Genomic DNA, 15,448 nt, shown 5'->3' on the forward strand with positions numbered 1-15,448 from the left:
ACTTGTCGTTCATGATAGTCATTCCGGTACCACCCTTATAAGCACAGTTATAAGGCGGGTCAGTAATACACACATTTGCCTTCTGCCCGTTCATAAGTGTAGCTACATCTTTTGGATTTGTGGAATCACCACACAACAGGCGGTGTTCTCCCAGGAGCCAAAGATCTCCTGGCTCAACAAAGGCAGCTGCGTCAAGAGCAGCATTTACATCAAAGTCATCGTCCTCAGTATCTTTATCATCTGTGCCAAAGAGGTCAGCCAGTTCCTTTTCATCAAAGCCTGTAAGACCGATGTCGAACCCCTCACTTTCAAGGGACTCAATCTCAATCTTTAAAAGCTCATCGTCCCAGCCAGCATCCAAAGACAATCTGTTATCTGCCAGGATATATGCTTTCTTCTGTGCTTCAGTAAGATAAGCAGCGGAGACACATGGTACCTGTTTTAATCCCAGTTGCTTTGCAGCGGCGATTCTGCCATGTCCTGCCAAAATGCCATGTTCTCCGTCTGTTATCACTGGATTAATAAACCCAAACTCTTTGATAGCACTTGCCAGCTTGGTCACCTGTTCTGGTGAGTGTGTCCTGGCATTATTCACATAAGGAATAAGCTGGTCTACATCGACCAGCTCGTATTTCAGTTCTCCCATTAATATCATTTCCTTTCCCTGGCTCTCAGCAGACGCTCCATCAAATCATCTGACGGAGTGTCTCCCTCATAGCCGGTAACGCAGTTCTCTTTTACTATTTGGAATATCTCATTCCACAGCCTGTTGGCCTGATTCATATAGTTAATGCCAATGTTTATAAACGGCGAGGTTATTGGCTTGCCGGATGTCGGGTGCTTACTGAGCATACCCATACGACTGGTCAGCTCCTCACACTGAATCCATCTGGCAGAGCACATGGCGTAACGCTCCAAGAGCTGTTTACTAATCTTGGGATGCATACCGAGGCGTTTCAGCCAGTTCCATGTTTCCGTATAAATCTCCTTGGCCTCGAGTTCACTACCATCACGCTGCTGGGCGGAGAGGAACTCCCTTGGCTCCGGCATATCAGCACCTTCAAGTTCGACCGGTTCAGGCATATCAGGAATATCTAAGACAACTAACGGTCTGCCGCCTGGATTGCCTGTGCCCACCTTGTCAGCCAGTGCTTTCTTCTTGCGACCAGCACCTGGCCTAGCACCTCCACGCCCTCCAATATTATTTGATTTAGTCGGCAAACCGAACACTCCTTCCTTTTACCCTTCTGAAATCGCACTTTTTCTGCGCGAGGGGGGTGCCCGCTGGACAAGCGTCCGCTCCACAGAGATTTTAGGCCCCCCTCCCCCTCAGTACGTGTATTCCTTCTTCTTGTTCCACCTATCGCCCATGAGTGCCGTAATACGACTGTGACAAGCCTTACACAGACTCATGAGGTTCAGTGGATTATGATTACCACCGTGATCCAGTGGCAGGATATGATGCACTTCCTCGACAGGTGTTATCCGCTTATTTAACAGACACATCTCACAGACAGGGTGTGCAGCTACATATCTCTTACGAGCCTTCTTCCATTGATAGCCGTAACGTTTACGCTCCTCCGGGGTTCGCTCGTAGTCTTTCTGATGCATGGCTTCATGTTCCTTGCAGTAGTACCCATCAGTCAGCTTCGGACAGCCAGGGTGCTTGCAAGGCTTCATTGGTTTCCTTGGCATACTAATCACTCCAATAGAAAAGCCACCAAGGATTGCTCCCTGATGGCTTGTCTTATCTTACTTTGTCCACTCTAACTATATCAAAAACTTGACATGACATTCTATGACATGGTGTGACATGTTTTATTAATAATTCTAATCGCATTGTCATGAAACCGTTGCACCTGCCGTTTTTCATACCCCATGTCAACCGCTATCTGCTCCCAGCACTTGTTGAACAGATATCTCTTAACAAGTACAATGCGGTGCTCCATTTTGGGTAACTGATTAATTATCTCAATCATGCTATGCTTCAAGTCTACCAAGTTGTCAATTTTGCTGTTGATTTCTCTGTTGTAGTCTGCCAGTTTTACCAATGTTTCCTCATACCCATCGTTGTTCTTCAATGGAGAACCAGGCATATCTGTCATAACTGAAGTGACCTTTGTTGCCATGTCGCGAATGGACTGAGCTTCCTCTATCAAAGTATTAATTTCAACATCAAGCAGCCTTGCCTGATTAAAATACTCTATTGCTGTCAAATTAGTCACCTGCCTTAAGCCTTCCAAGAACCATCTCGCCATCAAGCCCAGTGAGGTCACTGAACCATTTGGAAAGGAAAAACTCCTCAAGCTTATCCTTTTCGTATGATTCCTTCTTGTATCTGACATCTCTGTAGTCCTTGGCTGCCTGTTTTACGATGGCCTGCACAAGGTTAAAAACACCACTCTCACACATCTATATCACCGCCTTGACTGCATCAATGAGTGCCGACTGGGTTGTATCCTTATCCTTAAGAGCCTTGAGGATTCTGCCATCAACTGTATCCTTGCAGATGATGTGCTGGATAACAACAGTACTTGCTGACTGTCCCTGTCTCCAGAGTCTTGCGTTAGTCTGCTGGTAAAGCTCCAGGGACCAGGTAAGACCGAACCAGACCAGTGTGTTTCCTCCTGCTTGAAGGTTCAGTCCATGGCCAGCTGAAGCGGGATGGATAACAGCCACAGGGATTTTGCCTTCATTCCAATAAGTAATATCAGCACTGGTCTTTATCTCTCTTACCTTGAACCGACTGCTGATGGATTCAAGGTCATGCTTAAACCAATATGCGATGAGAAGCGGCTGACCGTTGGCTGACTCGATAATGTCCTCAAGGGCATCCAGCTTACGGTCGTGGATTTTCACCACATTCTTACTCTCATCATAGATCCTGCCATTGGACATCTGACACAGCTTGTTGGTAAGACTTGCAGCATTGGCGGCAGTAATAGCTCCATCCGGGAGCTCCATAACCATCTCATCTTTTAGTTCATCATATTTGGCTCGTTCCTTTGGACTCATCTCCACTTCTATCTCATTGGTGATGAGTTCCGGCATATCAAGGTGGTCAATGGCTGACATTGATATGGTGATGTCCGAGATTTTCTCATAGATTTCCTTTTCCGCAAATGGAAGTGGCTTGTAAGAATACACAATATACCCGTTCATCTTGTCCGGCCGGAAATACCACTCACGGTAATTTCCGATGAACCGCCCCAGTCTCTTTCCATAATCCAGAATCTTGAACTGCGCCCAAAGGTCCATCAGTCCGTTGCTGGAAGGTGTTCCAGTAAGACCTACAATTCTTTTAACAAACGGCCGCATCCTGCACATTGCTTTGAAGCGCTTACTTCTATGGTTCTTAAATGAACTCAACTCATCTATGACCACCATATCAAAGTTCCAATCGCAGTGTTTTACCAGCCAATCAACATTCTCCCTGTTGATGATAACTATCTGGGCCGAGCTGTCATTAATGGCTGCCATTCTTTCCTTGGTGCTGCCAACAGCAACAGTGTGTCGGAGCCCACGTATATGATCCCATTTCTTTATCTCAGCTGGCCATGTATCTCGTGCAACTCTCAGTGGTGCGATAACAAGAACACGCTTCACCACTCCTTTATCCAGCAAATCCTTTAATGCTGTGAGGGTTATTGCTGTCTTGCCTCAACCCAAGCCCATATCCAGCAAGAGGCAGGAGATTGCATTGTTCTTAACAAAGTCGATTGCATACTTCTGATAATCATGTGGAATGAACTTCATTAGGCATCACCTCCCTCAATGGAATCGATGACAGGCTTAATCTGCTCTGCTCCATCAATTACAAAACATTTGAATCCCAGCTTTTTAAGCTGTTTCATTCTCATCAGCTGCAGTTTTCTTGGCTTTTCCCCGGGAGCCTTAAGCTCCACAAATGCGCACCTGCCACCCGGGAGAAGCACCAGTCTGTCAGGAATACCCGCCATTCCAGTCTGCTTTAAGCACATACCTTCTATTTTTTTGACCTCATCGTAGAGTTTTCTCTCAATTTGCTTTTCTAACATGGTTTCCTCCTGTCCTAAAATACTCACCGTCCGAAAGCTGTCCAACCATAAACCCTTTAAAATCAAGGGTTTATGGCTATTTGGACGGACAGTTGACCAAATTTTCCCTATATACGCGTGTGCGTATACGCGCGCGTACAGGATAGCTTTTCTTTTTTTATATAAATATTAAATAGAAATATCTTGTCCACTTATCCATAACTACCGCTCAGCCCTTGGTAGATATGGATTGATACCATGGACATTTCTTGTGACAAGTTATGGATTGTGGACAGCATTTTGTCCTTTACGAACATAAATCCGCTGTCTGCCATAAATCGGAAAGGTCATTCTTGCAGGAGATTTTTCCCAATCCTTTAAACGTGACATAATAGCCGCAATCCTGTAACTGTCAGATGGTGTCATATCTTCCTTGCGTTTACCGAAGCACTCACACCAAATCTCCATATTGCATACTTCATTTCTCTTTGCAGTCCCAATAGGGATGGTAGGATTATCCCCGCCTTCCAGGAATTCACGTCTGGAAAAAATATCCATTCTGTCCCAGTCATCAGGCAGTAATGTATTCAGATACTCCTGCACCAGACCTTCCCTGTCATCGTATTCAAGGGCTTCACTCTGTTCATCATGTGCCATAACCTCAAGGTCAGCTTCAAGAAACAGTTTTTCTCCTGCACGATAAAGGACATGTGCTTCAGCCCATATCTGCTGGACTTCTTTCTGGGTAAGTTCCCATGGATGACGGTCTTTTCCGCCGGGGGTCTTTACGTTCCAGAATCTTCTGTTACCGGTAATATCCCTCAGATACCCGTTCTCGGTATTGGTAGTGCCAAAGAACACACATTGCCTTGGATGCGAAATAACACGTCTGCCATAACTGGCCCGATACTTATCATCCTGCCTTGAAATAAAGGCCTTCACCCTGTCCACATCAGCTTTTTTCATTCCTGCAAGCTCACCGATTTCCATTAACCAGTACCCCTGCAGCTTCTCGGCAGCAGTTTTGTCGTTCATATCCGTTAAACTTAAACTGTCAGAGTACCAGTCTCCGCCCAATTTAAAAATAAATGTGGATTTTCCGATTCCCTGGGGACCGTTGAATACCAAAATACTGTCAAACTTTATTCCCGGATGGTATATCCTTGCCACTGCCGCACACAGTGTCTTTCTGGTAACTGCCCTGACATAGGCATTGTCAACAGCCCCAAGATAATCAATAAGCAGGCTGTCGACACGTCTTATACCGTCCCACTCAGGCAGATTATTGAAATAATCTATAATCGGATGGTACCCTCTGTCGGCTGACACTTTGGTTACAGCAATCTGGAAATTTCTCGCGGAAAATGAGCCATATTTTCTATCTACATAACAGACGAGCTGTGCATCATCTTCATCACGCCAAAAATCCGATGCATGAATCCATGGAACACCCGCCCCGACCTCAATATTGTCAGCCAGCCTATTCATCCGAATCTCAGTAAGGTTCTCATCGTGTTCAAGTATCCTCTGGAGGTTCCCCAAACTGTTTATAATGTTTCCCCGTTTATCTCTTTCAAGGCCATCTTCCCAGTTCTCAAATTCCTTTGATGCCTGTTCCTGCTTTTCCTTAAAAAGCTCCATATTTACCGCACTGTCGTTTAATGCAAACTCTATCATCTTGGAAACAGAGTCTTTATCATCACCAAAGCGATGGATTCTTACAAGGTCAAATGCATTCAGAAGTCGCCCCCCAGCTGGGTCGGTTGCATGATGGCTATAGGCAAACATATCCTCATATATCACGACACCAGCCGTGGACTCACCCTTTTTGAAGTCATAGCGGGAAGGGTTGTTTGCAGAACGCTCATAGATATCGCTGAGCTCATATTCAATAACATCTGTTATGGAATGTGCTCTGCAATAAGCTCCCACAACGCCCTTCTTTTCAAGTGGGTTCTGCTGTTTCTTGTAATTATGTGCTTTTGCAACACTCTCATTGATATTGGTGGGGAGCAGGGAAATATCCCGCCACTCGGGGTGCTCTGCAAGCACCTCATCCGGATCAAGCCAGTCTCCATCTATGCGTTTAAACACATATTCCCCATTTGCTGGTGTAGTAGGCCAGTACATAAGCTGATTTGGCTTGTAGGAGCACACATCGAAATAATCAATTCCCCAGTCCTTGGCAAAATATCTGCTTATGGCAATGTATTCTTCCGGGGTAACATCACGGGTAAGGGGAACAACTATTCTTACGCGCTCTCTTGTGGGCGTATGACTGTGTGTAGTATAAAGGCATGACGCGTACTGGGCTTTAGACACATAATTTTCAATAAACCCCTTCGGTGCTTCATCCACATCAGCAGACAGCATTGAACGGCAAACAACAGCTTCAATCTTTCGACTGCCGCCTTTAAGGGAACCAGCCACAAATCCGCCTTTGTCCTTGACCTGATCTCTTTCAGATTTTTTCATTTTTTTGTAATCTTCCACCGTCTCAGGAGTGCGGATTGTGTTTTGAAGCCTCTCGCACAATTCATCAAAGGTTATTGTTTTATTTGACCACTGCTTTGCATGACAGCTTGCCCCATAAGCTATTGCTAACTCTCTCATGCCTTCCTAACCTCCTTCATCTCCTCCGTAAAATAGCGGATAGGCTTATCATTCGCCCATTCAATCTCCTGCTTCATTCCCTCAGAGATAACTTCCCCAAACACCCACAGCTCATCACACCACTCAAGAAGCTCCCTGTTCATATCCATGGCCAGATCACGCTCTTCCGGTATATGGTCACGAAGGAACTGGGTGAAATAGATATGCGGAGCTATCGGCAGATTCCCGCGTTCTGCTACAAAACGGGCATACCATTGGGCTTTGGAGATATTGGACTGAACATTTCCCCTAAGTTGGCTTGAGACATACACTTTCTTCATTTCGATACCTCCCTGAAGAATTTTCTTGAACACTTCTCGCAGCAAACAGAACTGCCATAGAGATCAAATTCTTTATCCCCAATAAAGTCCGATAACTCAATCTCTACTTCCGTGCCACATTTAGGACACTGGCAGAACACATTGTCAGCAATGTCAATTTTTACCTCAACGGCTTCATTGATAGTTTCCTTGACGTAAAACACAAAAACACCTCCAATAAAAATAAGCGTTTATCCGCGATAAGGATAAACGCCTAGACAAGATGGCATTTACCCTTCCACTATACCAATGGAGAAAAAAATGCCATTTTGACGATATTAAATTTAATCTTTTTTATAAAAATCACATTCGTAGCCATCAGCCCTAAGCAGTAAACCAGGTGTCCAAGTTGGTGCCTGCCCCATAATTTTGCAGATTGTATCAACACTAATATCTGGGCGGCATTCCACAATAACCTCATCATGCACATGACCACAAATCTTTAACTCAGACAAGTTTTTCATTGCAAACATTAGAATATCCCTGCTTGTTCCCTGAACAATGTTCTCAACGAATTTAGGCCCGTAGCTTTCAAGCCGCTCCCACTTCTTGGTGGTACCATTGGTACCCTCGTAGGTAACAGACTCACTACCAAACTTGTTGACTCCCATTCTGGGCTTCACATAAGACAGCCTGCGTCCGCTTGGAAGTTCAATAAAGAGCATTCCACTTTTGCAGATAAACTTAATTCCATGTGTGCTTGTTGTGGTATGCTGGATGACAGCTTCTTTTACGGCCCTATCAACGGCCCACCAGAAATTTACGATATTTGGATTTGCCTTTCTCCACGCATCCACCAAAGGCTGGAGTTCTTCTTCCCGCATGCCGGACTCCAAGGCTCCCATAGCTATAAGAGCACCTACAGACCCGCCATATCCGCAGCTCAAAGTTGCCTGCTTGCCTTTTTGCCTGAGTTCCCCGTTCTCGCCATTTTTTACGACCGTACAATGAAACATTCTTGAAGCCGTGGCACAGTAAATATCTTCCCCACGAGCAAAGGTATCCAGCACCCACTGTTCCCCAGCAAGGTACGCCAGCACTCTGGCCTCAATGGCACTAAAGTCAGCAACAATAAACTTATACCCATCCTGAGGTACAAAGGCTGTGCGGATAAGCTGAGAGAGTGTATCAGGGATATCATCGTAGAGCAGCTCCATTACTTCAAACGGGGCGGCTTTTACAAGCTTTCTTGCTTCTGCAAGGTCGCTGATATGGTTCTGGGGAAGGTTCTGTAATTGAATCAGCCGCCCCGCAAAACGGCCAGTCCTATTTGCCCCATAAAACCTGAACATTCCCCTGGCTCTACCATCTTTGCAGACAGCATTTTCCATCGCCTGATACTTCTTTACAGATGACTTCGCCAGCTTCTTCCTTATTCCCAATACCTTCTGTACATTGGGCGGTGCTACTGGGAGCATTGCACTTACAGCCTTTTTATCAAGACTGGTTACCTCCATTCCTTGCTCAATCAGCCAGTCTTTTAGCTGCATGACACTGTTGGGATTGTCAAGACCAGTTATATCCTTAATCTCGTCCATCAAAGCTTCACGGGACTTGGCATCAAAGGATATTGCATTTTTTGCAAATTCCATATCCACAGCAATTCCCCTGTCGTTTATCTGTTGATCAAGCCAAAACTCCTCCCACACAAAATCTGGTACCGGGAATTTTTGAAGCCTGTCCTGTATGGCCATCTCGACCTCTACATCGCGGATATTGTATTTCTTGAACCTGTCCCACTTATCCTTATCATGAATCGGCAGGTTCCGGGTGCGGCCCCCATTGGCCTTGGTAGGCTTACATGGAACACAGAAATATCTTATAAGCTCCTTACCCTCAGTAATTTTCTGCTGTTCAAGTCCAAGTATCGCCCCGGCCCCAGCAAGAGACATGGGAAGGCCCATATAAGCACACCATGTCATGGAGCACTTCCATGATGCTGGACTCAGATAATGCGTATCTAAGGAATAGTGCCTATGTAGGTACTCAGAAAGACATATGCGTTCAAACTGGCTATTAAACGCCCACTTGGTAATATTATGGTCTGACAGGGCACTAATTATCTCATCTGGGATTTTTTCACCGTTAGTGATATCAATGACAGTCACACCACCGCCATCAACCGAGTAAGCAAATAACAGGATTTCAAAATTGGGGGACTCCGCATACTTGTAGACACCACATTTTCCAATATCTACATCAGAATACGTTTCCAAATCGATACTGATTGTATTCATATAGCTCCTCCATATAAAGCAAAGCGGTAAAGGATAATCCTCTACCGCCGCCTTCATATAATCACTTATGCCACTTATCCATCAAACGACCGATTGCTTTGAAAACAAAGTACCAGCCCATTGCACCAACAAGGTATGCTAAGACCATGATGTTAAAGTATTTAGCAAACTCATTAAATTCCATACAAAACACCTCAACTCAGGAAATCTTCATTGGACTCAGTTGCAAAATCATCCTCTGCACTGCTACGACCACCAAGAGGCTCGCCATCCTTAATCTTCTGCAGATTGTTGAGCCCGCAAGCGATGCCCTTGTTGCCATTCTTGTTATACGCATAGAAGTTGATGCTGGCACGGCCATAAACACCGCTGTAGACTTCGCTGCGGTCGATAATAGGCTGACAAGATGCATCTACAATTCCCGGTGGATTAGGGCTGTTAGCATTAACGAAATAGCTGTTGGCATACGCAGCATCATCAGGACGCTCAGTATCACCATCACGAAGCGGGGTCTTAATAGCAGACAGCGCTGGAACGGTACGGCCGTTGCCCTTGAGCTTACCAGCTCCCTCGGTATAAGCTGCCTGAATGGCCTTTTCGATTTTTTCTACTGTCTCGGTATCATCCTTCGGGATAATGAGACTTACAGAACACTTAGGAGCACCACCATTGATTGATTTTGGCTCCCACACATTGGCATAACTCCAACGAGTACGCTCACCGGTAATTACCTTCATAGGATTATTCACTTTTGCCATAATTATTTTGCCTCCTTGAAATCACTATTAATTGCTTGTCTTTTGTCGCTCTCCGGCACCAATGTAGGTTTTCCGGCTGGCTTAACTACATACTGCCCAATAATTTCATTAAACTTACTCTTACCCAGCAGCTTCTCCAGAGCGGTAACACTCAGAAGTTTCTTCTCGAATGGGTCTTTGCCCATAGCAGTTACTGCTTCAATGACCGCTTCTTCATTGGAAATCTTACGGTTGGAGCGGCCTTCCACCAGTTTCCATCCTTGCCATTCCTTCCCAGCTATGGCCATCTGCAAAGCATAGGCCTTGATATCATTTGCCCAGGATACCAACCCATCCGCCTTATCCAAAATTACCGCTATCTCTGAATCAGAGAGTGTTGGTGGTAACTGGAAATCATATTTGGCAAGTAGCAGATTAGCCTCGGCTCTTGCCCGGCACTCATGCTTTGCCTTACAGAACCTACACCACTCACCACAAGAGAATTCACCCTCTCCTTTATACGCAAGCTCGGCGCGTGGGCGGAGTTCTTCTTCTGCCCATTTATAAAGGTCATTCTTGCTTATATCAAACTCGGAGATATTCTCCCTTCGGGGCTGGTAGATAACCAGATGGACATTATCAATGTCATAGATGCTGTCAAACATTGCCAGAGCTCCCAGGGCATAGCACTTAAGCTGGGGATTATCGGTAGCATCAACAGCTATCCCCTTGCCATGCTTATAATCACAGATAGTAAGAACGCCATCGGCAACTATCAGGGCATCAGCTGTGCCGAATCCCTCTGGAATCCAGTAGGAAAGATCAACTCTCTGCTCCACCAATATTAATGGATCATCGCACTTTTCCTTGGCCATTCTTACCAGTTCCATGACAAGATCACGGTAACCATCAGTGCAATTTTCCATTTCCTCGCAGAAGTATTTCAGTTTTTTGGTGGGATTTGTAGCCTTCCTTTTAAGAGCCTTAAGTACCTTGTATTCTCCCAAGGCATGGGCTTCAGTACCCTCTGCAGCATATTCACTTGGCTGATCTTTGTAGGACTCTCCCATTCTGATTGATTGCGAACAATTAAGCCACATTAAAGCAGAAGATGCTGGTAAAGTTGCGTGTCCTTCAGCTGGCATTTCCAATCGCCTCCACATCTTTCAAGAGTGCTTGGTAGCGTTCTTTGGAAATATCCGACAGCTTTTCTCCACCATACTTACTAATGATTTTTCTCAAGTCATTGGCATACCCATTCTGAGCCTTACTAGCCATAATTCCTCGAATTTGCTCGAGAGTAATTTCTGGTTCTGACCTATCGGATGACTCATTATCCTCCAAGTTCTCGATAACCTCATTAATAGACGATGCGATATCTTTTAGCCTCGCCAATAAATCTTCCTTTGCACTCATTGTCACATTCCCCTTTCAACTTATCTTTCAAATTTTCTACTACTCTGCCAGTAACAATGCTGATAGCATTGAGAATCTGGACCAGTTCCTTATCGACGTCCCTACTATTCATATGTTCACCTCCAGTGATAGGACTGTTTCGTTGTCGTCCTTCACATAACCAATGGGGGAAAAAAATACATTTTGACGAAATTCTTCAAGAATTTTTTTTGCTTCCTTTTTATATAAAAAATCCTGACTAAAAGCAGTCAGGTTTTTTTTGTTTTCATCGTCAAAATCACCGTTTCAACCCCATTGGGATAGTGAAATAACACAAATTGGAGGTATTACTATGAGTAAAACTATCCCACAGGCAGTTGAGCCTACTACAGATGAACTGAAGCGAGATTTTGGCTACCATATAGCCCAGCAAATTCTTAACAACATACTTGATGCAGGATTTATAAGTAGAGATGAATATGTAAAAATTACTCAATTAAACAGAGCATCATTTTCACCGTATTTAGTTGATATCTTACCGAATATAACTTGAACCACCACGGATTGAGAGCTAATATATGACACTACCGAAAGAAGGTGATTAAGTGAAAACAGTAACTAGGATTACTCCTGTTGCAGAGCCAGTAGGCCAAACTATTAAGGTAGCTGCCTATTGCCGGGTATCAACAGGAAATGATGACCAGCTAGAAAGCCTTACTGCCCAAAAGCAACATTATGAACAAATGATATCTTCCAGAAATAATTGGTGCCTAGCCGGGATCTATTATGACGAAGGAATAACAGGAACTAACATATACCAGCGGCCTTCACTTTTACGTTTAATCAGCGACTGCGAAGCCCATAAAATAGATATGGTTCTTACCAAATCAATAAGCAGACTTTCCAGAAATGTAACTGATTGTCTGTATATAGTGCGTAGATTAAAGGAGCTTTCTATCCCAATATTTTTTGAGAAGGAAAGAATAAACACTGGTACATTAGATAGTGAACTTCTTCTATCAGTTATGAGTGCTATAGCGGAAAACGAGTCTGAAATGATTTCCCAGAATATTACCTGGGGCATAAACAATAGGTTCAGAAACGGAACATTCAAACTTTCCTACCCGCCATTTGGTTATAAATGGAATGGAACAGAAATGATTATTGACAAAAATGAAGCCACAATCGTAAAAGAAATATTCGATAAATATCTTCATGGCCATACTATTACGTCAATAGTCAATTCACTAAATGAACGTGGTTTACACCCCAAGCGCTCACCGAAATGGAGCAATAATACTATTATCAGAATGTTGAAAAATGAAAAATATACAGGTGATGTTATCTTTCAAAAAACATATAGGGGGCCACATTTTAAACAGCGTACAAATAACCATGGGGAAAGAGATCAATTTTACTGTGCCAATCACCATGAGGCAATTATCACAAAAGATGACTTCGCGCTGGCTCAAGAGCTTATGAAGCAACATCGTAAAGAAAAAAATATTACATCCTATACAACAAATAAACGGTACGCCCTTTCTGGGAAAATAATATGTGGCGAATGTGGAGCCTATTTCATTCGCAGGACACACGCCAGCAAAACCAATCCCTATATTGCATGGTGTTGCAAAAATCACATTTCAAATAAAAGCGTATGCTCTATGTTGTTCATTCGTAATGATGCCATTGAGACTGCATTTACCACCATGCTAAATAAGTTGATATTCGCCAAAGATATTATTCTTAAACCATTGGTACATAAAATCATATCCAATGGCACTGATGATAATATCACCAGAATTAAAGAACTTGAAAAAATGCTTATTTCCCTTACTGATAAAAAACGCCAACTGCAAGACCTTTTAGGTAAGGGATTCATAGATTCAGTAATCTTCACCAGAGAGCAAAATGTTCTAATGAAAAATCGTGATGACTGTTTAACTGAACTGGAAGCATTAAATAGAGACACATCTAGTGAGACTACTGCTCTGGCTTCATTGAAAGAGCTCCTCTATTTTTGTAATCACAGCAATATGCAAACTGAATACAATGAGGACTTACTATCACGATTTGAAAGTAAAATTACTGTTCATTCAAGAAATGAAATAGCAATAGAGCTAAAATGCGGCTTAATTCTAAGGGAGGTGCTTAAATGAAAACCATACCATTTGGATATGAACTAATAAATGGCAAGGCTGAGATAAATGATACAGAAGCCAATATTCTGCACCAATTTTTTACTGATTATCTTTCTGGGCTTAGTCTTACAAATGCAGCTAAAAAGGCTGGTTTCACGTGCAGACACTGTTCTGCCAAAAGGATACTGATGAATAAGCATTATCTTGGAGACGATTTTTACCCAGCAATAATATCCCCAGATATGTTCAAACAAGCAGAATGTGAGATACAAAAAAGAGCCGCCCAGCTTGGGCGACTCAACAGGACAGGTAAAGGCAGAAGGATTGTGGTTCCCACACATTTTAAAATGCCTTCAACAACTAATATGGAATTTAAGGATTCTTTTGAGGAAGCCCAATACATGTATGCCCTAATTGAGGAGGATGAACATGACGAAAAATAAAGTAATGGTTATTCCGGCCAGAAAATCCACTGCGGCAACAAAAACCTTAGAAGCTCGCCCTAAGCTAAAAGTTGCAGCATACTGCCGGGTTAGTACTGATAGCGATGAACAGGCTACCAGTTATGAAGCACAAATTGAGCATTATACCGAACTCATTAACAACCACCCCGAATGGTCTCTTGCAGGAATATTTGCTGATGACGGAATATCGGGGACCAATACCAAGAATAGAACTGAATTTAATAAAATGATTACCGCCTGTGAAAAAGGTGAAATCAATATGGTTATAACAAAATCAATAAGTCGTTTTGCCAGAAATACCTTGGACTGCTTAAAATATATCCGAAAGCTCAAGGAATTAAATATACCTGTTTTCTTTGAAAAAGAAAATATCAATACTATGGACGCCAAAGGCGAGGTCATGATAACTATAATGGCTTCCCTGGCCCAGCAAGAGAGCCAATCATTAAGCCAAAATGTAAAACTTGGCCTCCAGTATAGGTATCAACAAGGACACGTCCAGGTAAACCATAATTGGTTCCTTGGGTATACCAAAGACAGTGATGGTAACCTAATTATTGATCCAGAGCAAGCCGAGGTAGTAAAACGCATTTATCGAGAATACCTCTTAGGTTACAGCATGGATAAAATTGCCGCGGGGTTAGAAAAAGATGGAATATTAACTGGGGCTGGGCGGAAAAAATGGTGGACTAGCACCGTTAAGAAAATCCTCACCAATGAAAAATACATTGGCGATGCTTTACTTCAAAAAACGTATACTACGGACTTTCTTAATAAAACCAGAGTAAAAAACAATGGCATTGTTCCTCAATACTATGTGAAAGATAGCCATCCCGCTATTATTCCTAAAAAACTCTTCATGGAAGTTCAGAGTGAGTTTGTCAGGAGATCAACCAAGAAAGCCATTGGTCCAAATGGTAAAAAGCGCAGTTTCAGCAGCAACAACGCATTCAGCAATATAATAATCTGTGGGAACTGTAATGAAGTCTTTTGTCGGGTCCACTGGTATAGAAATAACCAGTCATTTATAAAGTGGCGTTGTGCCAGTAAGCTAAATAAGAATGGGGTTGATTGCGACTCTAAGTCCATCGATGAAAAGGACCTTAAGGAAATGGTTATACGCGCCATAAACGCCATGCTTGCCGCAAAGAATGACTACCTTGACGTATTGAAGAACAATATCCAAAAAATCATAGACCACTCCTCTACCCCGGATATCGTTTCCATGGAAGATAAGCTAATGAAACTCCAGGAAGAGCTTCTACAAAAGGTTAATGACAGGAAGCAATATGATGATATTGCAAAAGAGATCCTAAAGCTCCGGGAAATAAAGGATAAGGCCGAAACTGAAATGTTCCAGAGGACTACCAACATTAATCGCATAAAAGAAGTATGCGATTTCATCGAAACGCAGCCACAGGAGTTGACTAAATATGATGACCCTTTGATGCGAAGGCTACTGGATAGCATAATCGTATATAACGAC

19 protein-coding genes are annotated in these 15,448 nt (G+C 43.3%); 4 read left to right on the forward strand and 15 right to left on the reverse strand.

The features are described from left to right. The 15 genes from Q0Y54_RS06595 to Q0Y54_RS06665 all read right to left on the reverse strand — a co-directional run. A partial coding sequence (locus tag Q0Y54_RS06595) for a ParB/Srx family N-terminal domain-containing protein (RefSeq protein ID WP_297965523.1) occupies positions 1-646 on the reverse strand: 646 nt, incomplete at its 3' end. A 5-nt stretch (positions 647-651) separates the two neighbouring features. Next, positions 652-1,221 carry a P27 family phage terminase small subunit gene (locus Q0Y54_RS06600; RefSeq protein WP_297965525.1) on the reverse strand — a complete coding sequence of 190 codons (570 nt, stop codon included), beginning with the start codon at positions 1,219-1,221 and terminating at the stop codon, positions 652-654. A gap of 108 nt (positions 1,222-1,329) precedes the next feature. Then, the gene (locus Q0Y54_RS06605; RefSeq protein WP_297965547.1) at positions 1,330-1,695 is read right to left on the reverse strand and encodes an HNH endonuclease; all 366 of its coding nucleotides are present in this window, start codon (positions 1,693-1,695) and stop codon (positions 1,330-1,332) included. A 101-nt stretch (positions 1,696-1,796) separates the two neighbouring features. Then, positions 1,797-2,216 carry a hypothetical protein gene (locus Q0Y54_RS06610; RefSeq protein ID WP_085024330.1) on the reverse strand — a complete coding sequence of 140 codons (420 nt, stop codon included), beginning with the start codon at positions 2,214-2,216 and terminating at the stop codon, positions 1,797-1,799. Position 2,217: 1 nt separating this feature from the next. After that, positions 2,218-2,412, reverse strand: a complete 195-nt coding sequence (locus Q0Y54_RS06615; RefSeq protein ID WP_297965551.1) for a hypothetical protein — start codon at positions 2,410-2,412, stop codon at positions 2,218-2,220. Further along, positions 2,413-3,648, reverse strand: a complete 1,236-nt coding sequence (locus tag Q0Y54_RS06620) for a DEAD/DEAH box helicase (RefSeq protein WP_297965579.1) — start codon at positions 3,646-3,648, stop codon at positions 2,413-2,415. Between the two features lie 107 nt (positions 3,649-3,755). Continuing rightward, positions 3,756-4,037, reverse strand: coding sequence for a VRR-NUC domain-containing protein (locus Q0Y54_RS06625; RefSeq protein ID WP_297965553.1), 282 nt, complete (start codon positions 4,035-4,037; stop codon positions 3,756-3,758). Between the two features lie 258 nt (positions 4,038-4,295). Further along, positions 4,296-6,629 (reverse strand): virulence-associated E family protein, encoded by a 2,334-nt coding sequence (locus Q0Y54_RS06630; RefSeq protein WP_297965555.1) that lies wholly within the window; start codon positions 6,627-6,629, stop codon positions 4,296-4,298. After that, positions 6,626-6,949, reverse strand: a complete 324-nt coding sequence (locus tag Q0Y54_RS06635; protein ID WP_297965557.1) for a DUF4406 domain-containing protein — start codon at positions 6,947-6,949, stop codon at positions 6,626-6,628. Before Q0Y54_RS06635 ends, Q0Y54_RS06630 begins: the two co-directional genes overlap by 4 nt. Next, positions 6,946-7,152, reverse strand: a complete 207-nt coding sequence (locus Q0Y54_RS06640; protein ID WP_297965559.1) for a hypothetical protein — start codon at positions 7,150-7,152, stop codon at positions 6,946-6,948. Before Q0Y54_RS06640 ends, Q0Y54_RS06635 begins: the two co-directional genes overlap by 4 nt. Positions 7,153-7,272: 120 nt before the next feature. Beyond that, complete coding sequence (locus tag Q0Y54_RS06645; RefSeq protein ID WP_297965561.1) at positions 7,273-9,225, reverse strand: DNA polymerase; 1,953 nt, start codon at positions 9,223-9,225, stop codon at positions 7,273-7,275. A gap of 61 nt (positions 9,226-9,286) precedes the next feature. Further along, positions 9,287-9,409: a hypothetical protein gene (locus Q0Y54_RS06650; RefSeq protein ID WP_297965563.1), complete on the reverse strand. Its 123-nt coding sequence runs from the start codon at positions 9,407-9,409 to the stop codon at positions 9,287-9,289. A 10-nt stretch (positions 9,410-9,419) separates the two neighbouring features. After that, positions 9,420-9,983, reverse strand: a complete 564-nt coding sequence (locus Q0Y54_RS06655; RefSeq protein ID WP_297965565.1) for a DUF2815 family protein — start codon at positions 9,981-9,983, stop codon at positions 9,420-9,422. Between the two features lie 2 nt (positions 9,984-9,985). Further along, positions 9,986-11,107 (reverse strand): DUF2800 domain-containing protein, encoded by a 1,122-nt coding sequence (locus Q0Y54_RS06660; RefSeq protein WP_297965567.1) that lies wholly within the window; start codon positions 11,105-11,107, stop codon positions 9,986-9,988. Next, positions 11,097-11,378 (reverse strand): hypothetical protein, encoded by a 282-nt coding sequence (locus Q0Y54_RS06665; RefSeq protein WP_297965569.1) that lies wholly within the window; start codon positions 11,376-11,378, stop codon positions 11,097-11,099. The genes Q0Y54_RS06660 and Q0Y54_RS06665 overlap by 11 nt, the downstream gene beginning before the upstream one ends. Positions 11,379-11,709: 331 nt before the next feature. Here Q0Y54_RS06665 and Q0Y54_RS06670 point away from each other — a divergent pair, with 331 nt between their 5' ends. The 4 genes from Q0Y54_RS06670 to Q0Y54_RS06685 all read left to right on the forward strand — a co-directional run. Beyond that, positions 11,710-11,910 carry an SHOCT domain-containing protein gene (locus Q0Y54_RS06670; protein ID WP_297965571.1) on the forward strand — a complete coding sequence of 67 codons (201 nt, stop codon included), beginning with the start codon at positions 11,710-11,712 and terminating at the stop codon, positions 11,908-11,910. Between the two features lie 52 nt (positions 11,911-11,962). Continuing rightward, positions 11,963-13,516 carry a recombinase family protein gene (locus tag Q0Y54_RS06675; RefSeq protein ID WP_297965573.1) on the forward strand — a complete coding sequence of 518 codons (1,554 nt, stop codon included), beginning with the start codon at positions 11,963-11,965 and terminating at the stop codon, positions 13,514-13,516. Then, positions 13,513-13,941 carry an integrase gene (locus tag Q0Y54_RS06680; protein WP_297965575.1) on the forward strand — a complete coding sequence of 143 codons (429 nt, stop codon included), beginning with the start codon at positions 13,513-13,515 and terminating at the stop codon, positions 13,939-13,941. Before Q0Y54_RS06675 ends, Q0Y54_RS06680 begins: the two co-directional genes overlap by 4 nt. Beyond that, a partial coding sequence (locus Q0Y54_RS06685; RefSeq protein ID WP_297965577.1) for a recombinase family protein occupies positions 13,928-15,448 on the forward strand: 1,521 nt, incomplete at its 3' end. The genes Q0Y54_RS06680 and Q0Y54_RS06685, both read left to right, overlap by 14 nt.

Source organism: uncultured Anaerovibrio sp. (assembly GCF_947302755.1).
GTDB lineage: Bacteria > Bacillota > Negativicutes > Selenomonadales > Selenomonadaceae > Anaerovibrio.